Source organism: Escherichia sp. E2748 (assembly GCF_005781125.1).
Taxonomy (GTDB): Bacteria; Pseudomonadota; Gammaproteobacteria; order Enterobacterales; family Enterobacteriaceae; genus Escherichia.
The window spans coordinates 29,825-54,568 of the sequence record NZ_VATP01000002.1 but is presented as its reverse complement, the minus strand read 5'-3'; the positions used below and the strand labels follow the sequence as shown (position 1 = coordinate 54,568).

Below are 24,744 nucleotides of genomic sequence, written 5' to 3'. Positions count from 1 at the left end.
CAATAATGCCTGATGCGCCGCGCTTATCAGGCCTACAAATAACGTATTGATTATGTAGGCCGAATAAGGCGTTCACGCCGTATCCGGCAAGTTGTATTGCCCAACTTCGCTAAATCTGGTGCTTTTTCAACAACGCGCGGAACTGATGATAGGTTAATCCCAGCAATTCAGCTGCGCGTTTCTGGTTATATTTCCCCTGTTGCAAACTGAGTTGCAGCAACTCTTTTTCCTGCTGCATCTGAAACTCACGTAAATCCAGCGGCAGCGTCGGAAGCGAGGTGGTTTCTGAAACGGCGATGGCTTCTTCAGGTGGACTCCGTTTAAAGGGATCAATAATGATGTCATCAAGCGGATAATCGCTGGTGCCGTGGCGATACACCGAACGTTCCACCACGTTTTTCAATTCACGAATATTTCCCGGCCAGCGATAATTCAGCAACGTTTCTCTGGCGCGCTCGGTAAAACCCGGGAACAGAGGCAGTTTGATTTCCCGACACATCTGGATGGCAAAATGTTCTGCCATCAACATAATGTCGCTTTCGCGTTCGCGCAGTGGTGGCAGTTGCACAACATCAAAAGCCAGCCGGTCGAGCAGGTCAGCGCGAAAAGTACCTTCATTGACCATCGCCGGAAGATCGGCATTTGTCGCGCATACCAACCGCACATTCACCTGCAATGGCTGGCTGCCGCCAACGCGCTCCAGTTCACCATACTCAATCACGCGCAATAATTTTTCCTGCACCATCATCGGTGCCGTAGCGAGTTCATCAAGAAACAGCGTACCGCCGTCGGCACGTTCAAATCTCCCTGGATGACGTTTTTGCGCACCGGTAAACGCCCCCGCTTCGTGACCAAATAGTTCGGAATCCAGCAGATTTTCATTTAACGCCGCGCAGTTAAGGGAAATAAACGGCCCTTGCCAACGAGAGGAGAGATAATGCAGACGGCTGGCGATCAGCTCTTTACCTGTTCCGCGCTCGCCGATGATGAGCACCGGTTTGTCCAGCGGTGCGAGATGCGAAACCTGCTCTAAAACTTCGAGAAAGCTGTTCGCCTCACCGAGTAAGTTATCTTTGTATTCTGCCATGATGAAATTCGCCACTTGTTAGTGTAATTCGCTAATTCATCCTGGCATGTTGCTGTTGATTCTTCAATCAGATCTTTATAAATCAAAAAGATAAAAAATTGGCACGCAAATTGTATTAACAGTTCAGCAGGACAATCCTGAACGAAGAAATCAAGAGGACAACATTATGGGTATTTTTTCTCGCTTTGCCGACATCGTGAATGCCAACATCAACGCTCTGTTAGAGAAAGCGGAAGATCCGCAGAAACTGGTGCGTCTGATGATCCAGGAAATGGAAGACACGCTGGTTGAAGTGCGTTCTACTTCGGCACGTGCGCTGGCGGAAAAGAAACAGCTGACTCGCCGTATTGAACAAGCGTCGGCGCGTGAAGTTGAGTGGCAGGAAAAAGCCGAACTGGCACTGCTGAAAGATAGAGAAGACCTGGCGCGTGCGGCGTTAATTGAAAAACAGAAACTGACCGATCTGATTAAGTCCCTGGAACATGAAGTGACGCTGGTGGACGATACGCTGGTGCGTATGAAGAAAGAGATTGGCGAGCTGGAAAACAAATTGAGCGAAACTCGTGCTCGCCAGCAGGCATTGATGTTGCGTCATCAGGCCGCAAACTCGTCGCGCGATGTGCGTCGTCAGTTGGACAGTGGCAAACTGGATGAAGCGATGGCCCGTTTCGAATCTTTCGAGCGCCGTATCGACCAGATGGAAGCAGAAGCGGAAAGCCACAGTTTCGGCAAACAAAAATCGCTGGATGATCAGTTTGCCGAGCTGAAAGCTGATGATGCAATCAGCGAGCAACTGGCACAATTAAAAGCCAAAATGAAGCAAGACAATCAATAATAACATCCTGGCGGCGTCCGAACACGCCGCCGCTCATCCCTTAAGGAGTCCTTATGAGCGCGCTATTTCTGGCTATTCCGTTAACCATCTTTGTGCTGTTTGTTTTACCGATTTGGTTATGGCTGCATTACAGCAACCGCTCCAGTCGTGGAGAGCTTTCGCAAAGCGAACAACAGCGATTAGCGCAACTGGCTGATGAAGCAAAACGGATGCGCGAGCGTATTCAGGCGCTGGAATCCATTCTTGATGCTGAACATCCGAACTGGAGGGATCGCTAATGGCGGGTATTAATCTCAATAAAAAATTATGGCGCATTCCACAACAGGGCATGGTTCGCGGGGTCTGTGCCGGGATTGCTAACTATTTTGATGTACCGGTAAAACTGGTACGTATTCTGGTGGTGCTGTCGATTTTCTTCGGCCTGGCGCTGTTTACCCTGGTTGCTTACATCATTTTGTCATTTGCGCTTGACCCGATGCCTGACAACATGGCGTTTGGTGAACAACAACCTTCCAGCAGCGAATTGCTGGATGAAGTCGACCGTGAACTGGCGGCCAGTGAAACGCGTTTACGCGAGATGGAACGTTATGTCACTTCCGACACCTTCACGCTACGTAGTCGTTTCCGTCAACTGTGAGGAAAGTTATGAATACTCGCTGGCAACAGGCCGGGCAAAAGATGAAGCCTGGTTTCAAATTAGCAGGCAAGCTGGTACTTCTTACCGCACTGCGCTATGGCCCGGCGGGTGTGGCTGGTTGGGCGATAAAATCAGTTGCTCGCCGACCGCTGAAAATGTTGCTGGCTGTGGCGCTGGAACCGCTATTAAGTCGGGCGGCCAATAAACTGGCGCAGCGTTATAAAAGGTGAGGGGAGTTCCGCAAATATTGTTAGATCTCAGGCGTATAATGGATGGCAATTTTCATCCATAGAAGGATATTTATATGTTTAAAAAAGGCTTACTTGCTCTGACTCTGGTGTTTTCACTGCCTGTTTTCGCCGCTGAACACTGGATAGATGTTCGTGTTCCAGAGCAGTATCAGCAAGAGCACGTTCAGGGGGCCATCAATATTCCCCTAAAGGAAGTGAAAGAGCGCATAGCCACCGCCGTTCCGGATAAAAACGACACCGTGAAAGTGTATTGCAACGCCGGACGCCAGTCCGGGCAGGCAAAAGAGATCCTCAACGAGATGGGATATACCCACGTTGAGAACGTCGGTGGACTGAAAGACATCGAAATGCCGAAGGTCAAAGGTTAACAAATTATTGCCTGAGCGGTGTAAATAACGCCGCTTATTCATTTGATAAATCAAAATTAACCCACATTATTATCTCCAGTATCTAATCCTTTCTACGGCTTTCTGGCACAGGACAGCAATGAAGCGACTTAAAAATGAACTTAATGCGCTGGTGAATCGGGGTGTCGACAGACATCTGCGCCTCGCTGTAACCGGACTTAGCCGCAGCGGCAAAACAGCGTTTATCACCGCGATGGTTAATCAGTTGCTCAATATTCATGCCGGAGCACGCTTGCCGCTATTAAGCGCGGTGCGTGAAGAGCGCCTGCTGGGCGTAAAACGCATTCCCCAGCGTGACTTTGGTATTCCGCGCTTCACCTATGATGAAGGGCTGGCGCAGTTATATGGCGATCCTCCCGCCTGGCCGACGCCAACGCGCGGCGTCAGTGAAATCCGCTTGGCGCTACGTTTTAAATCGAATGATTCACTGCTGCGTCACTTCAAAGACACCTCCACGCTGTATCTGGAGATTGTGGATTATCCCGGCGAATGGCTGCTCGACCTGCCGATGCTGGCGCAGGATTACTTAAGTTGGTCGCGGCAGATGACAGGCTTACTCAATGGCCAGCGCGGCGAATGGTCGGCGAAATGGCAAATGATGTGCGAAGGCCTAGATCCGTTAGCGCCTGCCGACGAAAACCGACTGGCAGACATTGCCGCCGCGTGGACCGATTATCTCCACCAATGTAAACAGCAGGGGCTGCACTTTATTCAGCCAGGGCGCTTTGTTTTGCCTGGCGATATGGCTGGAGCGCCCGCGCTGCAATTCTTCCCGTGGCCTGATGTCGATGCCTGGGGCGAGTCCAAACTGGCGCAGGCCGATAAACACACCAACGCCGGAATGCTGCGCGAGCGGTTTAATTATTACTGTGAGAAGGTGGTGAAAGGGTTCTATAAGAATCATTTTCTGCGCTTTGACCGCCAGATTGTGCTGGTGGATTGCCTGCAACCTCTCAACAGTGGGCCACAGGCATTTAATGATATGCGTCTGGCGCTGACGCAGCTGATGCAAAGTTTCCACTACGGGCAGCGTACCCTGTTCCGGCGCTTGTTCTCGCCGGTAATCGACAAACTGTTGTTTGCTGCTACTAAAGCGGACCATGTGACCATCGATCAGCACGCCAATATGGTTTCATTACTGCAACAACTGATTCAGGATGCTTGGCAAAATGCGGCGTTCGAAGGGATCAGCATGGACTGCCTGGGGCTGGCGTCAGTTCAGGCGACCACCAGCGGCATTATTGATGTTAACGGTGAGAAAATCCCGGCGCTGCGCGGTAATCGACTCAGCGATGGCGCACCGCTCACTGTTTATCCTGGCGAAGTTCCCGCACGTTTGCCTGGTCAGGCGTTCTGGGATAAGCAAGGCTTCCAGTTTGAGGCGTTTCGTCCGCAGGTGATGGATGTCGACAAACCGCTGCCGCATATTCGTCTTGATGCTGCGCTGGAATTTTTAATAGGAGATAAATTGCGATGACCGAGCCGTTAAAACCACGTATTGATTTCGACGGTCCGCTGGAGGTCGATCAGAATCCAAAATTCAGGGCGCAGCAGACCTTTGACGAAAATCAGGCGCAAAATTTTGCCCCGGCAACGCTCGAAGAAGCACAGGAAGAAGAGGGGCAAGTCGAAGCGGTAATGGATGCAGCGTTACGTCCGAAACGCAGTCTGTGGCGCAAAATGGTGATGGGCGGGCTGGCGCTGTTTGGCGCAAGCGTTGTTGGTCAGGGTGTGCAGTGGACGATGAACGCCTGGCAAACTCAGGACTGGGTGGCGCTGGGCGGTTGTGCCGCTGGGGCATTGATAATCGGCGCTGGCGTGGGTTCTGTGGTAACAGAATGGCGGCGCTTATGGCGCTTGCGCCAGCGTGCACACGAACGCGACGAAGCACGCGATTTGTTGCACAGCCACGGCACGGGTAAAGGCCGCGCATTTTGCGAAAAACTGGCGCAGCAGGCGGGTATTGATCAGTCTCATCCGGCGCTGCAGCGCTGGTATGCCTCAATCCATGAAACGCAGAACGATCGTGAAGTGGTTAGTTTGTATGCTCACCTGGTCCAGCCGGTTTTAGATGCCCAGGCGCGGCGCGAAATCAGCCGATCAGCGGCGGAGTCGACGTTGATGATTGCGGTCAGCCCGCTGGCGCTGGTGGATATGGCCTTCATCGCCTGGCGTAATTTGCGCCTGATTAATCGCATCGCCACGCTGTATGGCATTGAACTGGGGTATTACAGCCGCCTGCGCCTGTTTAAACTGGTCTTGCTGAATATCGCTTTCGCGGGTGCCAGCGAACTGGTGCGTGAAGTGGGGATGGACTGGATGTCGCAGGATCTCGCCGCGCGCTTGTCTACTCGCGCCGCTCAGGGAATAGGTGCCGGTTTACTGACCGCACGACTGGGGATCAAAGCTATGGAACTTTGCCGCCCGCTGCCGTGGATTGACAATGACAAACCACGTTTGGGTGATTTCCGTCGTCAGCTCATCGGTCAGGTAAAAGAGACGTTACAAAAGAGCAAAACGTCCGGCGAAAAATAGTGCACTTTCGGGCACTGATCGGATACCTTTACGCCGAAGTGCCCGTTTATCCATCGTTGTGTCAATGTTTGTTGACAGAAACCTTCCTGCCACTCGAATAGTGTCATATCATCATATTTATTGTTCTTTTTCATGTGAAGGTTCCCATGCGTCTGGAAGTCTTTTGTGAAGACCGACTCGGTCTGACCCGCGAATTGCTCGACCTACTGGTGTTAAGAGGCATCGATTTACGCGGTATTGAGATTGACCCAATCGGGCGGATTTACCTGAATTTTGCCGAACTGGATTTTGACAGTTTCAGCAGTTTGATGGCGGAAATACGCCGTATTGCGGGCGTTACCGATGTGCGCACTGTGCCGTGGATGCCTTCCGAGCGAGAACATCAGGCGTTGAGCGCATTGCTTGAAGCATTGCCTGAACCCGTGCTTTCTGTCGATATGAAAAGCAAGGTGGACATGGCAAACCCGGCGAGCTGTCAGCTATTCGGGCAAAAACTGGATCGCTTACGCAATCATACCGCTGCGCAATTGATTAACGGATTTAATTTTTTACGTTGGCTTGAGAGCGACCCGCAGGATTCACATAACGAACATGTAGTGATTAATGGACAAAATTTTCTGATGGAGATAACGCCAGTCTATCTTCAGGATGAAAACGACCAGCATGTCCTGACCGGTGCGGTAGTGATGCTGCGCTCAACAATCCGTATGGGCCGTCAGTTGCAAAATGTGGCTGCCCAGGATGTCAGCGCTTTCAGTCAGATTGTCGCCATCAGTCCTAAAATGAAGCATGCGGTAGAGCAGGCGCAAAAGTTAGCAATGTTAAGCGCGCCGCTGCTAATCACGGGTGATACCGGCACGGGTAAAGATCTCTTTGCTTACGCTTGCCATCAGGCAAGCCCGCGTGCGAGCAAACCTTATCTGGCGCTGAACTGTGCTTCTATTCCAGAAGATGCTGTAGAGAGTGAACTGTTCGGGCATGCGCCAGAGGGGAAAAAAGGATTCTTCGAACAGGCGAACGGCGGCTCGGTTTTGCTGGATGAGATTGGCGAGATGTCGCCGCGAATGCAGGCAAAATTATTGCGTTTTCTCAACGATGGCACTTTCCGTCGCGTTGGGGAAGACCACGAAGTGCATGTGGATGTGCGGGTAATTTGCGCGACGCAGAAGAATCTGGTCGAGCTGGTGCAAAAAGGCATGTTCCGCGAAGATCTCTATTATCGTCTGAACGTGCTGACGTTAAATCTGCCGCCGCTGCGGGACTGTCCGCAGGACATCATGCCGTTAACCGAGCTATTTGTTGCGCGATTTGCTGACGAGCAGGGCGTGCCGCGTCCGAAATTAGCTGCAGATCTGAATACCGTGCTTACACGTTATGCATGGCCGGGTAACGTGCGGCAGTTGAAAAACGCCATTTACCGCGCACTGACGCAACTGGAAGGTTATGAACTGCGTCCGCAGGATATTTTGCTGCCAGATTATGACGCTGCAACTGTGGCCGTTGGTGAAGATGCGATGGAAGGTTCGCTGGACGAAATCACCAGCCGTTTTGAACGTTCGGTATTAACCCAGCTTTATCGCAATTACCCCAGTACGCGCAAACTGGCAAAACGTTTGGGCGTTTCACACACCGCGATTGCCAATAAATTGCGGGAATATGGATTGAGTCAGAAGAAGAGCGAAGAATAAGTGGGATAAATGCCTGATGGCGCAATACCATCAGGCATAATAATTTACGCTTTCAGTACCGCGAGAGCTGCTTCGTAATCCGGCTCGGTGGTGATTTCATTGACCAACTGACTGAAGATCACATTATCATTTTCATCAATAACGACAACCGCACGTGCTGCCAGACCTTTCAGTGGGCCTTCAGCGATCTCAACGCCGTAAGCTTGCAGGAATTCAGCGTTACGGAAAGTGGAGAGAGTGATAACGTTGTTCAGACCTTCCGCGCCGCAGAAACGAGACTGAGCAAACGGCAGATCGGCGGAGATGCACAGCACAACCGTGTTGTCGATTTCGGTTGCCAGTTGGTTAAACTTACGTACTGATGCGGCGCAAACACCGGTATCAATGCTCGGGAAAATGTTCAGCACTTTGCGTTTGCCCGCAAACTGACCGAGGGTGACGTCAGACAGATCTTTTGCCACGAGAGTAAAAGTCTGCGCTTTGCTACCCGCTTGCGGGATGGAATTGGCGACTGTAACCGGGTTGCCCTGGAAATGAACGATTTGTGACATGATTATCTTTCCTGTTTACATATAGTTAACGTCACGCCTAGTTTATGCTAACTGTCAATAACACAGCAATCGCTATTTGCGCTTAATCCGCAGACCACCGCGGCAACAAGGAGTAAAGATGAGAACCGTTAAGGTATTTGAGGAAGCCTGGCCGTTACATACCCCGTTTGTTATTGCGCGAGGAAGCCGCAGTGAAGCGCGCGTGGTGGTGGTTGAACTGGAAGAAGATGGCGTCAAAGGTACGGGCGAATGTACGCCTTATCCGCGCTATGGCGAAAGTGATGCCTCAGTCATGGCGCAAATAATGAGCGTGGTCCCACAACTGGAAAAAGGGCTGACGCGCGCAGAGTTGCAAAAAGTTCTGCCTGCCGGTGCAGCGCGTAATGCGCTGGATTGTGCGCTGTGGGATCTGGCCGCAAGACAACAGCAGCAGACGCTGGCTGTACTTAACGGTATCTCTCTTCCTGAAACGATCACCACTGCGCAGACGGTAGTGATCGGTACGCCGGATCAGATGGCAGCCAGTGCCGCAGCACTATGGCAGGCTGGGGCTAAGCTGCTAAAAGTGAAGCTGGATAATCATCTTATCAGCGAGCGGATGGTGGCGATTCGCGCGGCAGTGCCGGATGCGACGTTAATTGTTGATGCTAATGAATCCTGGCGTGCGGAAGGACTGGCGGCTCGATGCCAGTTGCTGGCCGATTTAGGCGTCGCAATGCTGGAGCAACCTCTCCCGGCTCAGGACGATGCGGCGCTGGAGAATTTTATCCATCCATTGCCTATTTGCGCGGACGAAAGTTGTCATACCCGCAGCAACCTGAAGGCGCTGAAAGGGCGCTATGAGATGGTTAATATCAAGCTTGATAAAACCGGCGGCCTGACGGAAGCGTTGGCGCTGGCAACAGAAGCGCGTGCACAAGGTTTCAGCCTGATGTTGGGCTGCATGTTATGCACCTCACGCGCCATTAGCGCAGCATTACCGCTGGCGCCGCAGGTCAGCTTCGCCGATCTCGACGGGCCGACCTGGCTGGCGGTGGATGTGGAACCGGCTCTTCAGTTTACGACCGGCGAATTGCATCTTTAGGATGCCAGCGCAGTAAATTCGCCATCGCAAAAAGATATTTTTCGCTGGCTTCATCGGCGGAGATGGGGGGAAACTCAGCAGTGATACAGTGCAAGTTCAGGTCTGCACACCAACTGCCAAAGGATCCGGGGGTGTCGTAGCCGACGCTGGTTACCAGCGGCAATTCAAATGCCTGGGCCAGCCATTCACCTAATTCGCTGTGTCTGGGATCTTCAATACACGCCAGCGGATCGTGGAACGAGACGACCCAGGCGGGCTGAATGCGGTGAATGAGTTGGCATAACGCCTGGGTTTCAGGTTCGGAGCCGGGTTTATCTCCGGTCAGCAAGACAACGTCGCGCTCTTCGGCGGCACTGTTCCAGCGATAAACCGTTTCACCTTCCTTCCAGTTCGCCGCGGGAAAGTTTCGGTTTAAATCCACACCATTAGCATTGGCACGTAGACCCAACTGGCAACCGTCGGGATTCACACACAGCACCACATGATGGCGGCGCAAAGACGGTGTTAATGTGCGTAATGCGCAGGAGAGGGCGACGACGGAAGAATTCTCATCGCCGTGGGTACCAGCAAGAATCAAACCACTTTCGCTGCTGGCGGCATGGGCGGGAAACCAGAGCAGCGGCGCACCCAATAATGAACGTCCGTAATGTTCAGTTCCTGGGGGGAAAGCGCCCCGTTCGGCGCGTGGGCGAGTCACGGTCATAATCGTCTCTGACAATAGAAGTATTACAGGCAGTGTTGTGCAAATTTTGTGGATTATCAAATCCTTTTCGACAACGATATGTTATCGATCTTTTATCACTTTTTTGCCGGAAGTTATTTGCATTTCTTTAAGGAGAAACAAATAATTACGCATCAATATTAACGTCGGTTTGAGGGTAACTTATGAAGCACTCTGTTTCAGTAACTTGTTGTGCGCTGTTAGTCAGCAGCATTTCTCTTTCGTATGCTGCTGATGTTCCGAGCGGCACAGTACTGGCAGACAAGCAGGAGCTGGTGCGTCATATTAAGGATGAGCCTGCATCATTGGATCCCGCGAAAGCGGTTGGTTTGCCGGAGATTCAGGTGATTCGCGATTTGTTTGAAGGACTCGTGAATCAGAATGAAAAAGGGGAGATTGTCCCCGGCGTCGCCACCCAGTGGAAAAGCAATGACAACCGTATCTGGACCTTTACCCTGCGCGATGATGCTAAATGGGCAGATGGCACACCGGTTACCGCGCAGGATTTTGTCTATAGCTGGCAACGTCTGGTAGACCCGAAAACGTTGTCCCCATTTGCCTGGTTTGCCGCGCTGGCGGGGGTAAACAATGCTCAGGCGATTATTGATGGTAAAGCCACGCCTGACCAACTTGGCGTCACTGCCGTTGATGCCCATACCCTGAAAATCCAGCTTGATAAGCCATTGCCGTGGTTTGTTAATTTGACGGCCAACTTTGCCTTCTTCCCGGTGCAAAAAGCCAACGTTGAAAGCGGTAAAGATTGGACAAAACCAGGGAAACTTATCGGAAACGGCGCATATGTGCTTAAAGAACGCGTAGTGAATGAAAAGCTGGTGGTTGTACCGAATACCCATTATTGGGATAACGCAAAAACGGTACTGCAAAAAGTGACTTTCCTGCCGATTAACCAGGAGTCCGCTGCCACGAAACGTTATCTTGCAGGTGATATTGATATCACTGAGTCCTTCCCGAAAAATATGTATCAAAAGCTGTTGAAGGATATTCCAGGGCAGGTTTATACACCGCCGCAGCTGGGGACTTATTATTATGCCTTCAATACGCAAAAAGGTCCGACGGCAGATCAACGCGTTCGTTTGGCATTAAGTATGACGATTGACCGCCGCCTGATGACGGAAAAAGTATTAGGCACCGGTGAAAAACCAGCATGGCATTTTACGCCAGATGTTACTGCCGGATTTACGCCGGAGCCTTCGCCGTTTGAACAAATGAGTCAGGAAGAACTGAATGCGCAGGCAAAAACTTTGTTGAGCGCAGCCGGTTATGGTCCGCAAAAACCGCTGAAGCTGACGCTGTTGTATAACACTTCAGAAAACCATCAGAAAATTGCGATTGCCGTAGCGTCGATGTGGAAAAAGAATCTTGGTGTGGACGTCAAATTGCAAAATCAGGAATGGAAAACCTATATCGATAGCCGTAACACCGGTAATTTTGACGTTATCCGCGCATCATGGGTAGGGGACTATAATGAACCGTCTACCTTCCTGACGCTGTTAACGTCAACGCACTCGGGAAATATTTCACGGTTTAATAATCCGGCATACGATAAAGTGCTGGCCCAGGCGTCGACTGAAAATACCGTTAAAGCGCGCAATGCCGATTACAACGCGGCAGAGAAAATTCTCATAGAACAAGCGCCTATTGCACCGATTTACCAGTATACCAATGGGAGATTAATCAAACCGTGGTTGAAAGGTTATCCAATTAATAACCCGGAAGATGTGGCGTATAGTCGCACAATGTATATTGTGAAGCATTAATATGATGTCATCTGGCGCGTTTATGCGCGCCAGATTTAACAACCCCGATAAAATACCTTCTTTTTTAAAATCCCCCCTATAAAAATCACACCCAAGATAATTATTTGAATTTTTCTGCCAATGTCCAGCATAAATAATAATCAAATATTTTATTTAAAAGGTGTATTACATACTCCCAATATAAGTTGTGCTTTACTTTTCTTTACAACGCAAGACGTATTGCGTTCCTTGTGAAAATTTTCATTCGCAAACAGACACACAGCTAAAATGGGGTGGTAAAATGAAAAAATCCTTAGCTATTCCTTTAGTTATCTCGTTATTACTCCTTCATTATCCTTCTTTAAGCCTGGCCGCAGAATCACTGCCCGATGCCACGTCGTTGGGGCTGGAAAACTTAACGAATGATCTCTCACGACAAGAATTGTTTGTAAAAATACTGGAATCGGATCCATCTCGTGATAAAGAGTTTGATTCCTTTGCGGTAAAAAAATATTTTAAATTTCCGGCTGATGTCGCTTACGATTCGGTATTGAATCAACCACGACCCAGTTCTTTATTTGGTGTGGATATCAGCCATCATAACGGTAAAAACTTCCCGATCGAACTGTTGGCAAAAAATAAGTCTGTGTTCTTGTATATGAAGTCCAGTCAAGGAACGCGTTATGTTGATCCTGAATTCGCCGGTTTTTGGCAGCGGGCTGGGGATACTGAGCGAGGGATAAAACTTCACCGTGGGGCCTACCACTTTCTTTCCAGTGGCACACCGGCAGACGACGCGGAATTGTGGGGACGCAAGCAGGCAATGACGTTTGTTAAAGTTATTAAAGCCAATGGCGGGTTAAGGGCGACAGATATGCCACCGGCGGTGGATGTTGAGTGGGATGTAGATTCATCAACAGGTAAGGACCGCTGGCAGAAGCGTAAACCCACTGAAATAATCACGATGATCAAGGCATTCACCGCGCAGGTAGAAGCCGATTTAGGGCGTAAACCGGTTATCTACACTGCGCGGGCGTGGTGGAAAGATGCCGTCGGCGGAGAAAAAAGTTTTGCCCAGGTTGCAGAACATAATCTGTGGCTGGCTGATTATTCTAATCAGGCACAGGCCAGCGAAACGCCGCGTTCAATTAACCAGACAAAATGGGCAATCTGGCAGTTTACCGATGCTGCGCAGCTTAATTTGGGATCAAGTCAGAAATTCGATGCCAGTATATACAAGGGCCCGACCGCTGAGTTTTATTCCACTCTGGGTGTGCAGGAGTTTTAAATCATGAACAGGCGATGGCCAAATTTATGTAAAACGGTCCTGGGGCTGTTAATTGCAGGAATATCACTGGGAATGACTGATGCCCGCGCAGATGACATTTGCAAAAATGGCGCAATGGTCCCTGATGAATATTGTCATTTTTTTGTCCACTATGGGCCAGAGAACCCAGGGAAACTGGATATCCGGATCAGTGATGCGTTAAAAATACCCGATCAGGATGCAGCGAAAACGCGCTCCATCGGGTTGATTATTGCAATTTCAAAATATCCACTATTACATGCAGATATTCCGGCAGCCGCGGTGGATGGCCAAAGAATGGCTGATTTTCTGATCAACGGACAGAAGTTTGATGAGGTTATTTTATTGAGAGATCAGGAAGCTTCATTAGATAATATTAATTATTTTTTAAAGGAATATTTACCTGCCAGAGGGATGATGTTTGATAAGAAAGCTCGCTTGTTAATTGCTTATTCAGGCCATGGTCGTTTTGGCACTCAAAATGGTAATTCTGATAAAGCACCTGCATTTGTATTGAGCAACGCTACGGATATTGATGGTTCAAAAGGCATGTATGAAATGCCAGCTCTGAACACACAACTTAATATTCTGGCAAAGCGTTATTTCCATGTTCTGACTTTAGTCAATGCCTGCTTTGGTTCTGGCTTGTATGGCATGACTATCGGCGCGGGTAATTCTAACTCGTACAGTAATCCTGGTGCCTATGCAATAGCTGCCGGTGATGATAAAACAGAGGTTTACTCACTGGAGGCAAAGCGCGGCAGTGTCTTTTTCGATACAATTATCAAAGGAGTAACGAATGGCGTTGCCGACGAACGTTTTGGTAAGTCGTATATGGTAAAAGTAGATGGAAAAAAGGAATACTACGCAGGAATAACCAGAACGTTGAGTTTATTTATCTATGTTAATGATCAATATTCAGATATTAATGAAAAACTGGATGAACAAGGTAAAGGATTACATTTAAGCGATGCCTGGATAGGTGCAACAGAAATGCCAGCGGGTCCAGGGGGATTCTTCTTCATCAATGAACCTGCGGCAAGTCGTCTGGATAATAAGACTCAGCTGGCTGCGGGTAAAGCAGGGGAGTTTACGAATATTGATGTAGCCTCATTCTCGATTGATAAGTCAGCCCCTGTCCCCGCAGATAATCAGGAAAATGATAATAAATCGATTGAGATTCCTTATGGCCCCGTAAGTGCAATTCCCAACCGTCCTGACATTCGTATTTTTAAAACGCCGGAAATTTACCCAATTCACGGACATGATATTTCTTCTAACGATGGTGAAATAGACTGGAAATTATTCCAGGAAAAATCGTCTGCGCGTTTTGTGTATGCGAGAGTAGTTGGCTGGAGAGGTCCTGATTCATCATTTAAGTCTCACTGGAAACAATTAGCAGATTCCAAATTTGACCGTGGAGGTTATTTCAAATATGATTTTTGCCGCACACCTGAGGCGCAATTGGAAACGGCAAAAAGTCTCCTGCCCGCAGAGCCGAAAATGTTACCGCCCGGCATTTTATTGGTAAATCCTGAAGGTGAAGATACAACTCAACTAAACTGCTTTAAAAAATCGGGAATGGCTAATGCACGTAATGATATTTTGCGTTTTGCCGATTTAATCTACCAAAATTATCACAAAACCCCCATATTTTATGGAAATCATAATAACCTGTCACATTTCATGGATAGTCGATTCGAGCAGTATATGGTGTGGATGGGGTATTGGGGACAAGCTGGTGTGAAGCTTGAAGGACGCAATCCCTGGACGCTTTGGCAATATTCAGGGAATGAAACGGTACCGGGGATCGGTCACAGTACGGAGTCTGAAGTTTTCTTTGGTACTGAGGAACAATATGTTCAGTTTAAAGCTGGCGAGAATAATGTCGCGCTGGCTGCTGTTAATTGAATAATAAATAAGACTGGATGGCGAATAAGCATATCGCCATCCAGTTTCTGCAGGTTATTACTTCACCTGTTCTGGTAGTGTGTTATTCTCCATATACAACGTCTGGCTGGGGAAGGCAAAATCCGCGCCATGCGACTGTACAATATCGATAATTTTCAAATATACGTCCTGCTGGGCGGCAAGCCATTCGGCCCAAACCGTGGTTTTAGTAAAACAATAAACCATAATATTTAGCGACGAATCGGCAAACTGGTTGAAATAAACCAATAGGGTTTGCTGCTGGTCGATGGCGGGATGATTTGTAAGCATTTCGCGTACCGCTTCGACAATAGCGCCCACTTTAGCCGCATCTTCATAACGTAAACCAATGGTCGTAGTAATACGACGGTTGGTCATTCGACCGGGGTTTTCAACGCTGATAGATGAAAACAGTGAGTTCGGCACGTACAGCGGACGATGATCAAATGTGGTGATTTTAGTCATTCGCCAGCCAATTTCTGCCACCGTTCCTTCGATATTTCTGTCAGGAGAACGGATCCAGTCGCCAATACTAAAGGGGCGATCAAAATAGAGCATAATGCCGGAAAAGAAGTTGCTCAGAATATCCTTACCGGCCATACCTACTGCAAGGCCACCAATACCACCAAAAGTCAGCAAGCCTGAAAGGCTCATGCCGAAATGTTCGCCATAGAGCAGAACAATGACGACGATGATGCTGATTTTGATGATCCGCGACATAATCCGTGCACTGGTAATATCGCGGCCTTTTTTAATCTGCTTCCGTTCAAACTGATTGATTAGAAGGAATAACTTAACCGTCAGGATAAGGGCTATCAGTGACGTACAGATAAAATCAACGGCGTCCGGTGTGATAAATTTGAGTTTGTAGTTTTCGATGACATAATTAATGATGCTACCAACAGCACTGATAATTATGGTGTAGATTAAAAATTGCACTGCGTGGAATAAGAATCCTTTTCTTTTATGATTTCCACGGCGAAACCAAAAGCTCATAAGAATCAATGCTGCGCAGCTACCGAAAATAATGACCAGATTAAGCGCATTATTTGTAAACAGTTCAGCGATCATTGTTTTATTAGGCTCCTCCAGATTGTTGACGTCATGCCGGAAACCCCTGGCGGGGTTATTTTATCGCGATAATTCATGCATATCATCAATAGGCAGGGAAGGAAGTAGCAACATTAGCTAATTTATCAACGAGTTGATGATATGTTACGCGACAATCTATTGCTTTCAGGGCAGACAACACCAAAATGTCATGGTATTGTTACACACAAGTAACAAAGGGTTTATCTGCAAAAGGATTATATTATGATCATGGCGAAACTGAAGTCAGCGAAAGGGAGAAAGTTTCTCATAGGTTTGTTGGCGGTTTTCATTATTGCGGCGTCGGTAGTGACTCGCGCGACTATCGGTGGTGTTATTGAACAATACAATATCCCGCTGTCCGAATGGACGACATCCATGTATGTGATTCAGTCATCGATGATTTTTGTCTATAGTCTGGTCTTTACCGTGTTACTGGCAATCCCGCTGGGTATTTATTTCCTCGGTGGAGAGGAAAAGTAAGTAAAAGAAAAGGCCCGTAACTTCGGGCCTTGAAAGTAAGTGACGAACGATTAATCGTCGTCTTCGTCATCCAGTTCGACAGGTGTCTGGTATTGGTCGGGTTTAATCACCAGCAGGTCGCAGCGAAGATGATCAATCACTTGTTCCGCCGTATTGCCAAGGAATGCCGCAGAAATACCAGTGCGTCCTACGGTTCCCAGAACCACAATCCCTGCCTGTAAATGCTCCGCTAAATCGGGAATCACTTCTTCCGGTAGACCTTTTTCGACATGCGTCATTTTCTCGTCAATGCTGAATTTCTGCCGCAGGGCTTTCATCGCCAGTAAATGTTGCCCGCGAATAGCATCGTTATAAACGCTTGGATCAAATTCCGGCAGTTCAATCGCAATATTGATGGGGGTTACTGGATAAGCACCAACCAGATGTACCTCGGTGTGGTTGACCTGGTCCGCCAGTTCGATCGTCTCTTTCACCAGTTTTTCATTGAGCGCATTATGATACGGCTCTTCGCTGGCGAGATTCACCGCCACCAGCGCCTTACCCCCTTCCGGCCACGGCTGGTCTTTCACCATCCACACCGGGCTCGGGCATTTGCGTAACAGGTGCCAGTCTGTTGGCGTAAAAATCACCGCTTCCAGGCGGTCATGTTGGTGCGCCATTTTTAGCACCAGATCGTGCCCACCGCTAAGTACTTCCTGAATGATGGCTTCGAAAGGACGGTTATGCCAGACCACTTTAATTTCAATGGGAACGCCAGCGTTAAGATAATATTTCGCCTGCTCGTGGATCCACGCAGTACGCTGACTAATGACGCCCTGACGCATGGCGGTCCGCTCATCCGGGGAGAGTAGGGTAGTCATCTCGTATGAGAAGTCATAAATAGGCAAAAAGGCTTTAATTTTGCCACCAATCCGTTGATGCAAATAAACAGCTCGCCGTAATGCGGGTTGATCGTCCTGATTAGGATCGATAACAACAAGCATGTTCTGATACATAGCCATACAGAGTCTCCTTACAACAACTGTCAATGCAGTTTGTATTAAAAGAGTAACCTAGATCTGGTGAATGAAACAGTGATGAACCTTCTGCCAGATCAATAAATGAGAAAAATTTAATGATATGACAGAAGGATAGTGAGTTATGCGGAAAAATCAGGCGACGTTGCGTGTATGACCGGCTAGTTGGGCCAGCGCATCGTTATTTTCGATGGTGATATATTTACCTTTGACTGCCAGCATGCCGCTTTTCTGGAAGCGCCCCAGCAGACGGCTGATGGTTTCAACTGTCAGGCCCAGATAGTTACCGATATCGCCACGAGTCATCGTCAGGCGGAATTCACGAGGGGAGAAGCCGCGTTGGGCAAAACGACGGGACAGATTATAGATAAATGCAGCCAGACGTTCTTCGGCATTTTTCTTCGACAACAGCAGGATCATGTCCTGATCACCTTTAATTTCGCCGCTCATCAGACGCATCATTTGTTGGCGCAAATTTGGCATTTTACCGGACAGATCGTCCAGCGTTTCGAACGGAATTTCACACACCATCGAGGTTTCCAGCGCCTGGGCGAAGCTTGGATGATGACCGCTGCCTATGGCATCGAAACCCACCAGATCGCCTGCTAAATGAAAGCCAGTGATTTGCTCGTCGCCTTGCTCTGTAATGGTATAACTTTTAATCGTACCGGAGCGGATGGCATAAAGCGATTTAAGTTCATCACCAGCCTTAAACAGCGTCTGGCCTTTCTGAATAGGCTTCTTTCGCTCAATGATATTATCAAGCTGATCAAGCTCATGTTCGTTGAGTGTGAACGGGATGCAAAGCTGACTGATGCTGCAATCCTGGCAATGGATAGCACAACCGCCAGACTGAATGCGCCGTATAATTCGCTTTTCCGGGATCATAGGTCTGCTCAAGCCGTAATTGATATTTGTCAATTTTAACATCTTTTTAGGGAGCAAGTAAGTCTAAGCAAACCTTAACAGCGGAGAATTCCGATAATAGATGTAAATTTATGTCTATCTAATTGAAAAACCTTAGATTGTTAAGGGTAACTTTACGTAAAACTGTGAACACGCAGGCACAAATTGCTTAATGTTTACAGTAAAAGATAACCTTCATGGCGCAATAGCCACTCTTTTCGCTGCACTCCGCCTGCATATCCTGTCATCGTGCCGTTTCGGCCAATGACCCGGTGACAAGGCACCACAATACTGATCGGGTTTGCACCGTTGGCTGCGCCGACGGCACGCGCGGCCCCTGGGCGGCCTAGTTGTTCTGCCAGTTGACCGTAATGCATTACCTGTCCACACGGGATAGTGCGTAGCGTTTTCCATACTTCCCGTTGAAATGGCGTACCGCCGGTGGCAGTGGGTAGGGAATCAATAATGCTTAGATTACCGGCAAAATAATCACGAAGTTTATCGCTTAACCCGCCGGGATTGGTGGCGGAAATACGCTCATAACCTTCTTTGCGATAATGGATGTCCAGCAATTGCACCATGCGATCGCTATACTCTTCCCACTCAACCGCCCGCAGACGAAATTGTTCATCGCAAATAACCCACAGAGGACCCAGTGGCGTGGCAATTTTTTCTTCAAGTAATCTCAGCATCCGTTCTCTCTTAAGATAAATGTGGGTAAACCCCCGACTAATCAGCAGACCGACAAGATACCATGCAAGCAACATTAGCAGCCATACCACAAGAAGATAAGAGGGTACGGTACGACTAATGAATAGTAGGTACCTGGATTAGTTTCCGGTTTGATCGATAGCGCTGAGGTGGATTTCCGGGCTAAATGCGTCTGCCGCTTCGTTACTTCTCCCGACACCAGCGAGAATGTGGTTTTCTGCAATGCAAACAAATGAATAAAAAAATAGAGCCTGTCGACATCCGCCAGACTCTACAGTACACACAGCAGTGCATCCGCGTCTTGAATCCGGCCTGCTTCCTGTCAGCCGGTGACAGTGTTATAACGGTTTTGCCCATCAGTTGCCAATTTTCTTCAGTGACAGATTTCACGAAAATATATGTTAAAACGGTCATCTCCTGATTGAATAATCATGCATCGTTAATCGACTGGTGAATTTAGCGGATGATTAACCTGTGCGGCGTTTAAACATATTGCAGAGTGATTTGCTGAAGTATATTTCAGGCGAAGTGCAACAAATTACCGTCATCATATATTGGTTGCTGTGATGGACAAATCGCCTTAATTAGGGCCTGTGCAGGCTCACTCCCGGCTTAAACTGTTCGATACTGCAACCAGGCTGGTATAAAATGCCCCGCCTGCGGGGACACTAGCCTGTATGGAGCAAGATGTTGCTTCAACTTGCGAAGTGAACGATACAGCAAGCATCAGATGTATGAAAAATTAACTCGTCTGGATCACGACGTGCGAAGGTACATAGGAGGTTACATGAACCTTGACGACAAATCGCTGTTTCTTGACGCCATGGAAGATGTCCAACCACTGAAACGTGCTACTGATGTCCACTGGCATCCTGTGCGTAACCAACGTGCGCCACAGCGTATAGACACGCTGCAACTTGATAATTTCCTCACCACAGGATTTCTCGACATCATCCCGCTAAATCAGCCCCTGGAATTTCGTCGGGAAGGTTTGCAACATGGGGTGATCGATAAGCTACGCAGCGGCAAATATCCGCAACAGGCTAGCCTGAATTTACTTCGCCAGTCGGTGGAAGAGTGCCGCAAAATGGTGTTTAGTTTTATTCATCAGGCGCGGGCGGATGGTTTGCGTAATGTACTTATTATTCACGGCAAAGGCAGAGAAGATAAGTCTCACGCCAACATTGTCCGTAGTTATGTCGCACGTTGGCTGACAGAGTTTGATGATGTACAGGCTTATTGCACCGCGCTACCGCATCATGGCGGCAGCGGGGCGTGTTACGTTGCACTGCGTAAAACAGCGCAGGCGAAACAAGAAAACTGGGAGCGTCACGCTAAACGCAGTCGATAATTCATTGACGCTTCCGCGCTATTGAAAATATCAAGCCGCCAGTACGCGGTTGCGTCCGTCATTTTTCGCCCGATACAACGCATCATCTACGCGTTTAAACAATTCATCGATACCTTCATTGCCTTCGTGATGTGCCACGCCAATGCTGACCGTAAAACGCGGTAAGCCAGAAATACTCACTTTTGCCACGCTCAATCGGATAGTTTCAGCGAGAGAAATTGCGGTATCCAGCGGAGTTCTGGGTAATAACAAGACGAACTCTTCACCTCCCCATCGAAACACCATATCGCCTTTGCGAGCGCAGTTTTCGAGCGTACGAGCCAGAGTGCATAAAACTTCATCACCTTTCTGGTGACCGTACAGGTCATTAATATGCTTAAAACGATCGGTGTCGATAAGCAGCAAACTGTAATCCTGAGCGATTGCGAGATGCTGCATCTGGCCTTGCTCGGTGATGTGATAAAATTGTCGGCGGTTAAGTAACCCCGTCAACGCGTCATGGTGAGCCGCGTGTTCCAGTTGTTGTTCCAGCCTTTTTTGCTCGGTAATGTCATGCACGATGCATAACATTAACTTGTCGCCATAAATCTCAATTGGCCCGGCATAAGTTTGCACATGGCGAGTGGAACCATCTGCCAGCTTATGGACAAAGTTAAGAGGTTTATGTCCGCCGGGTAAACGCGAAATTTCATGCATGACAGGCATCACGCGACGCCCAAGACTATTAATTTCCCAGGTGTGTTTCTGACAGATTGTTTCATGGTTATAGCCATAGAAATTGAGTGCGGCCACATTGGCGTCGACAATTTGGCCATCACGCGAGGGATCTATCAACAGCATTGGCGCGGAATTAGTCAGAAAAAAACGCGCATAAAACCCTTGTTTTTTACGCTGATAATTTGCAGATCGGCTGGCTTTTAAGCCCAGACTTGCGGGTGTCTCCATCCCTTCAAATATAATCACTTCCCCAGAATCACCAATCTCTTTGAGGGTTAACCGACAGCTTAGTGCTGTCTCTTCACCATTACGCTTGACCGTGAGAATTTCTACAATATCGAGTTGGTTATGCAGGTCTACGAGATATTTTGGTAGTTCGTTTTGGGAGGAGACGGAATAGAGGCCGGTTCGTAGCTGACTAAAAGTGAGTTCTTGCATCAACAGTTGCGCAGCGCTATTGGCATAAATTAACCGTTCCTCGAAGGGGGAAACGATCCAGACAGGACTGGTTAATAAGTCCAGGGTATTGAAGTTGTGCGTAGTCATTGAAATCCCGTTATTTTTATCAATTTTCTATTGTTATCTGATCGCAAAAATGCCACCACGAATGATCAGATAATTCTGATAATGATAGACGCTATTTAACACTTTACCCCTTTTCTAATCATGAAAAGTATTTTGCTTTCTGTATTTAGTTTTGACAGGATTTTATTAATCATTTCAGGGTAATGGGGTGAGGAGATGTTGCGTAAGATGACCAGAAGACTAGACTACAAAATAAAGCATTGATAATGGAGGCACTGTGGAAACGATTAAGGGAGCGGACATAAATGTACCGGATGCAGTATTTGCCTGGATGTTGGATGGTAAAGGCGGCGTTAAACCGCTGGAAAATACAGATGAGATAGATGAAGAGCATCCCTGCTGGCTCCACCTTAATTATGTGCACCATGACAGCGCGCAGTGGCTGGCAACGACACCATTGCTACCAAATAACGTGCGTGACGCGCTGGCAGGGGAAAGCACGCGACCCAGAGTCAGCCGTCTTGGTGAAGGGACGTTGATTACGTTGCGCTGCATTAATGGCAGTACTGATGAACGTCCCGACCAGCTGGTCGCCATGCGTGTTTATATGGACGGTCGGTTCATTGTCTCGACCCGACAACGTAAAGTACTGGCGTTAGACGATGTAGTTAGCGATCTGGAAGAGGGGACCGGCCCGACTGATTGCGGAGGCTGGCTGGTGGATGTGTGTGATGCATTAACCGATCACTCCAATGAGTTTATAGAGCAACTGCACGATAAAATTATCGACCTGGAAGATAATTTACTTGATCAACAAATTCCGCCGCGCGGTTTCCTGGCACTACTACGAAAACAACTCATTGTTATGCGTCGCTATATGGCGCCGCAGCGAGATGTTTATGCTCGTCTTGCCAGTGAGCGCCTGCCCTGGATGAATGACGATCAACGGCGCCGAATGCAGGATATTGCTGACCGTCTTGGGCGCGGTCTGGATGAGATTGACGCGTGCATTGCGAGAACTGGCGTGATGGCGGACGAAATCGCCCAAGTGATGCAGGAAAATTTAGCCCGCCGTACTTACACAATGTCATTGATGGCAATGGTCTTTTTACCCAGTACATTTTTAACCGGGTTATTTGGCGTTAACCTCGGCGGTATTCCAGGTGGAGGATGGCAATTTGGTTTTTCGCTTTTTTGTATTCTGTTAGTTGTTCTTATTGGTGGTGTTGCTTTATGGTTGCATCGTAGTAAATGGTTGTAACAAAAGCAATTTCCCCGGGTTTCTGTATACAAAAACGCCGTAAAGTTTGAGCGAGGTCAATAAACTCTCTACCCAATCAGGGCAATATCTTCCACGCAGGTGAATGCAACGTCAAGCGATGGGCGTTGCGCTCCATATTGTCTTACTTCCTTTTTTGAATTACTGCATAGCACAATTGATTCGTACGACGCCGACTTAGATAAGTCGGCTTTTTTTTGTCTGTTATCTGTCAACGTCTACCCTTTAAGAGTCTACCCAATGACCAAAGGGAAATATGATGACACTCATTTATTTGCAAATTCCTGTCCCTGAACCGATTCCTGGCGATCCCGTCCCAGTCCCCGATCCAATCCCTCGTCCACAACCTATGCCCGACCCGCCGCCCGATGAAGAACCGATTAAATTGTCGCAACGTGAGCGTAGATCTGCGAGGATACGCGCCTGCTAACTTTGCGCTGATGACCACGAGAATAGATTGTGACCGCTTTTTCTACCCTGAACGTTTTGCCTCCCGCCCAGCTCACTAACCTTAATGAGTTGGGTTACTTAACCATGACACCAGTGCAGGCCGCCGCACTTCCGGCGATCCTTGCTGGAAAAGATGTTCGCGTGCAGGCGAAAACCGGCAGCGGAAAAACCGCGGCATTTGGCCTCGGGTTGTTACAGCAAATTGATGCGTCGCTGTTTCAGACTCAGGCTTTAGTGCTGTGTCCGACTCGTGAACTGGCGGATCAAGTCGCAGGGGAGTTACGTCGGCTGGCGCGTTTCCTACCAAATACCAAGATCTTGACCTTATGCGGCGGTCAGCCGTTTGGTATTCAGCGCGATTCACTGCAACACGCGCCGCATATCATCGTGGCAACGCCGGGGCGTTTGCTGGATCACCTGCAAAAAGGCACTGTTTCGTTAGATGCGTTGAATACGTTGGTCATGGATGAAGCCGACCGTATGCTAGATATGGGGTTTAGCGACGCAATTGATGAAGTCATCGGTTTTGCGCCAGCTTCTCGCCAGACGCTTCTCTTCTCTGCCACCTGGCCGGAAGCGATCGCCGCGATAAGCGGTCGTGTGCAACGAGATCCCCTGGCGATTGAAATAGACACAACAGATGCTCTTCCGCCTATTGAACAACAATTTTATGAGACATCCAGCAAGGGCAAAATTCCGTTGTTGCAACGGTTATTAAGTTTGCATCAGCCAGCGTCTTGTGTGGTGTTTTGTAACACCAAAAAAGATTGCCAGGCTGTGTGTGACGCGCTGAATGAAGTAGGGCAAAGTGCATTGTCGTTACATGGCGATCTGGAACAGCGCGATCGCGACCAGACGTTGGTTCGTTTTGCCAACGGTAGCGCTCGTGTGCTGGTAGCGACCGATGTCGCTGCGCGTGGTCTGGATATTAAATCGCTTGAGCTGGTGGTGAACTTTGAGCTGGCGTGGGATCCTGAAGTTCATGTGCATCGTATCGGGCGTACGGCGCGTGCCGGGAATAGCGGTCTGGCAATCAGTTTCTGTGCGCCAGAAGAAGCACAGCGCGCTAATATCATTGCCGACATGTTGCAGATGAAACTTAACTGGCAAACGTTACCAGCCAGCAGGGACATTGTGTCGCTGGAGGCAGAAATGGCAACGTTGTGTATCGATGGTGGGAAAAAAGCCAAAATGCGGCCGGGTGATGTATTAGGCGCGCTGACAGGAGATATCGGGCTTGATGGTGCGGATATTGGCAAAATCACCGTGCACCCAGCGCATGTCTATGTCGCAGTGCGACAGGCTGTTGCTCATAAGACATGGAAGCAGTTACAGGGCGGCAAGATTAAAGGAAAAACTTGCCGGGTACGGTTATTAAAATAACGATATGTTGAATTGCCTGATGCAAGGCTAAACATCTCGCCGGATG

The 24,744-nt window shown here is 48.6% G+C and carries 25 protein-coding genes and 1 pseudogene; 17 read left to right on the top strand and 9 right to left on the bottom strand.

Annotated features, from left to right (window positions below; translation table 11 throughout):
• Positions 1–109 precede the first annotated feature (109 nt).
• Positions 110–1,087, bottom strand: a complete 978-nt coding sequence (pspF, locus tag FEK42_RS04900; protein WP_135492401.1) for a phage shock protein operon transcriptional activator — start codon at positions 1,085–1,087, stop codon at positions 110–112.
• A 166-nt stretch (positions 1,088–1,253) separates the two neighbouring features.
• Between pspF and pspA the strand changes: the two genes are divergently transcribed.
• From pspA to tyrR, 8 genes are all read left to right on the top strand, one after another.
• Entirely contained in the window at positions 1,254–1,922 is a 669-nt protein-coding gene (gene pspA, locus FEK42_RS04895) for a phage shock protein PspA (protein ID WP_000511019.1), read from the top strand.
• Positions 1,923–1,975: 53 nt separating this feature from the next.
• Positions 1,976–2,200, top strand: a complete 225-nt coding sequence (pspB, locus tag FEK42_RS04890) for an envelope stress response membrane protein PspB (RefSeq protein ID WP_001274965.1) — start codon at positions 1,976–1,978, stop codon at positions 2,198–2,200.
• A complete protein-coding gene (gene pspC / locus FEK42_RS04885; RefSeq protein WP_130208793.1) occupies positions 2,200–2,559 on the top strand; it encodes an envelope stress response membrane protein PspC in 360 nt (119 codons plus the stop codon). The genes pspB and pspC overlap by 1 nt, the downstream gene beginning before the upstream one ends.
• Positions 2,560–2,567: 8 nt before the next feature.
• Positions 2,568–2,789 carry a phage shock protein PspD gene (gene pspD, locus FEK42_RS04880; protein WP_096839698.1) on the top strand — a complete coding sequence of 74 codons (222 nt, stop codon included), beginning with the start codon at positions 2,568–2,570 and terminating at the stop codon, positions 2,787–2,789.
• A 74-nt stretch (positions 2,790–2,863) separates the two neighbouring features.
• A complete protein-coding gene (pspE, locus tag FEK42_RS04875; RefSeq protein WP_064527288.1) occupies positions 2,864–3,178 on the top strand; it encodes a thiosulfate sulfurtransferase PspE in 315 nt (104 codons plus the stop codon).
• Between the two features lie 118 nt (positions 3,179–3,296).
• The gene (locus FEK42_RS04870; protein WP_135409891.1) at positions 3,297–4,694 is read left to right on the top strand and encodes a YcjX family protein; all 1,398 of its coding nucleotides are present in this window, start codon (positions 3,297–3,299) and stop codon (positions 4,692–4,694) included.
• Positions 4,691–5,752 (top strand): YcjF family protein, encoded by a 1,062-nt coding sequence (locus FEK42_RS04865; protein ID WP_130208789.1) that lies wholly within the window; start codon positions 4,691–4,693, stop codon positions 5,750–5,752. The genes FEK42_RS04870 and FEK42_RS04865 overlap by 4 nt, the downstream gene beginning before the upstream one ends.
• A gap of 146 nt (positions 5,753–5,898) precedes the next feature.
• Positions 5,899–7,440 carry a transcriptional regulator TyrR gene (tyrR, locus tag FEK42_RS04860; RefSeq protein ID WP_130208787.1) on the top strand — a complete coding sequence of 514 codons (1,542 nt, stop codon included), beginning with the start codon at positions 5,899–5,901 and terminating at the stop codon, positions 7,438–7,440.
• A gap of 44 nt (positions 7,441–7,484) precedes the next feature.
• Here the strand turns inward: tyrR and tpx are convergent, their stop codons facing one another.
• Positions 7,485–7,991: a thiol peroxidase gene (gene tpx / locus FEK42_RS04855; protein ID WP_064527317.1), complete on the bottom strand. Its 507-nt coding sequence runs from the start codon at positions 7,989–7,991 to the stop codon at positions 7,485–7,487.
• A 118-nt stretch (positions 7,992–8,109) separates the two neighbouring features.
• Here tpx and ycjG point away from each other — a divergent pair, with 118 nt between their 5' ends.
• Positions 8,110–9,075 (top strand): L-Ala-D/L-Glu epimerase, encoded by a 966-nt coding sequence (gene ycjG, locus FEK42_RS04850; RefSeq protein ID WP_138211757.1) that lies wholly within the window; start codon positions 8,110–8,112, stop codon positions 9,073–9,075.
• Here the strand turns inward: ycjG and mpaA are convergent.
• A complete protein-coding gene (gene mpaA, locus FEK42_RS04845) occupies positions 9,050–9,778 on the bottom strand; it encodes a murein tripeptide amidase MpaA (RefSeq protein ID WP_064527321.1) in 729 nt (242 codons plus the stop codon). The two genes, ycjG and mpaA, sit on opposite strands and share 26 nt — an antisense overlap.
• Positions 9,779–9,960: 182 nt before the next feature.
• Between mpaA and mppA the strand changes: the two genes are divergently transcribed.
• The 3 genes from mppA to FEK42_RS04830 all read left to right on the top strand — a co-directional run bounded on the left by mppA (position 9,961) and on the right by FEK42_RS04830 (position 14,770).
• Positions 9,961–11,574 (top strand): murein tripeptide ABC transporter substrate-binding protein MppA, encoded by a 1,614-nt coding sequence (mppA, locus tag FEK42_RS04840; protein WP_135406509.1) that lies wholly within the window; start codon positions 9,961–9,963, stop codon positions 11,572–11,574.
• Between the two features lie 280 nt (positions 11,575–11,854).
• On the top strand, positions 11,855–12,841 hold the full coding sequence (locus FEK42_RS04835) for a GH25 family lysozyme (protein ID WP_130216102.1): 987 nt from the start codon (positions 11,855–11,857) through the stop codon (positions 12,839–12,841).
• A 3-nt stretch (positions 12,842–12,844) separates the two neighbouring features.
• Positions 12,845–14,770 carry a GH25 family lysozyme gene (locus tag FEK42_RS04830; RefSeq protein WP_135492403.1) on the top strand — a complete coding sequence of 642 codons (1,926 nt, stop codon included), beginning with the start codon at positions 12,845–12,847 and terminating at the stop codon, positions 14,768–14,770.
• Positions 14,771–14,827: 57 nt separating this feature from the next.
• Here the strand turns inward: FEK42_RS04830 and ynaI are convergent, their stop codons facing one another.
• Positions 14,828–15,859, bottom strand: coding sequence for a low conductance mechanosensitive channel YnaI (gene ynaI, locus FEK42_RS04825; protein ID WP_130208775.1), 1,032 nt, complete (start codon positions 15,857–15,859; stop codon positions 14,828–14,830).
• Between the two features lie 243 nt (positions 15,860–16,102).
• Here ynaI and FEK42_RS04820 point away from each other — a divergent pair, with 243 nt between their 5' ends.
• On the top strand, positions 16,103–16,360 hold the full coding sequence (locus FEK42_RS04820) for a DUF2534 family protein (RefSeq protein ID WP_130208773.1): 258 nt from the start codon (positions 16,103–16,105) through the stop codon (positions 16,358–16,360).
• A gap of 50 nt (positions 16,361–16,410) precedes the next feature.
• Here the strand turns inward: FEK42_RS04820 and uspE are convergent, their stop codons facing one another.
• The 4 genes and pseudogenes from uspE to FEK42_RS22760 all read right to left on the bottom strand — a co-directional run.
• Positions 16,411–17,361 carry a universal stress protein UspE gene (uspE, locus tag FEK42_RS04815; RefSeq protein WP_130208771.1) on the bottom strand — a complete coding sequence of 317 codons (951 nt, stop codon included), beginning with the start codon at positions 17,359–17,361 and terminating at the stop codon, positions 16,411–16,413.
• A gap of 150 nt (positions 17,362–17,511) precedes the next feature.
• Positions 17,512–18,264: a fumarate/nitrate reduction transcriptional regulator Fnr gene (gene fnr, locus FEK42_RS04810; protein WP_000611911.1), complete on the bottom strand. Its 753-nt coding sequence runs from the start codon at positions 18,262–18,264 to the stop codon at positions 17,512–17,514.
• Between the two features lie 194 nt (positions 18,265–18,458).
• On the bottom strand, positions 18,459–18,974 hold the full coding sequence (gene ogt, locus FEK42_RS04805) for a methylated-DNA--[protein]-cysteine S-methyltransferase (protein ID WP_130208908.1): 516 nt from the start codon (positions 18,972–18,974) through the stop codon (positions 18,459–18,461).
• A 10-nt stretch (positions 18,975–18,984) separates the two neighbouring features.
• Positions 18,985–19,126: pseudogene (locus FEK42_RS22760) on the bottom strand (AbgT family transporter); the annotation flags it as partial.
• A 654-nt stretch (positions 19,127–19,780) separates the two neighbouring features.
• Between FEK42_RS22760 and smrA the strand changes: the two are divergent.
• Positions 19,781–20,344, top strand: coding sequence for a DNA endonuclease SmrA (gene smrA / locus FEK42_RS04800; RefSeq protein WP_130208769.1), 564 nt, complete (start codon positions 19,781–19,783; stop codon positions 20,342–20,344).
• 30 nt (positions 20,345–20,374) lie between these two features.
• Here the strand turns inward: smrA and FEK42_RS04795 are convergent, their stop codons facing one another.
• Complete coding sequence (locus FEK42_RS04795) at positions 20,375–21,607, bottom strand: sensor domain-containing diguanylate cyclase (RefSeq protein ID WP_135492405.1); 1,233 nt, start codon at positions 21,605–21,607, stop codon at positions 20,375–20,377.
• 256 nt (positions 21,608–21,863) lie between these two features.
• On the opposite strand from FEK42_RS04795, the gene zntB reads away from it, so the two are divergent.
• The 3 genes from zntB to dbpA all read left to right on the top strand — a co-directional run bounded on the left by zntB (position 21,864) and on the right by dbpA (position 24,698).
• Entirely contained in the window at positions 21,864–22,847 is a 984-nt protein-coding gene (gene zntB, locus FEK42_RS04790) for a zinc transporter ZntB (RefSeq protein WP_130208765.1), read from the top strand.
• 274 nt (positions 22,848–23,121) lie between these two features.
• Complete coding sequence (gene ynaL / locus FEK42_RS23180; RefSeq protein WP_276319618.1) at positions 23,122–23,295, top strand: protein YnaL; 174 nt, start codon at positions 23,122–23,124, stop codon at positions 23,293–23,295.
• Between the two features lie 29 nt (positions 23,296–23,324).
• The gene (gene dbpA, locus FEK42_RS04785) at positions 23,325–24,698 is read left to right on the top strand and encodes an ATP-dependent RNA helicase DbpA (RefSeq protein WP_130208763.1); all 1,374 of its coding nucleotides are present in this window, start codon (positions 23,325–23,327) and stop codon (positions 24,696–24,698) included.
• The last annotated feature ends 46 nt before the right edge of the window (positions 24,699–24,744 follow it).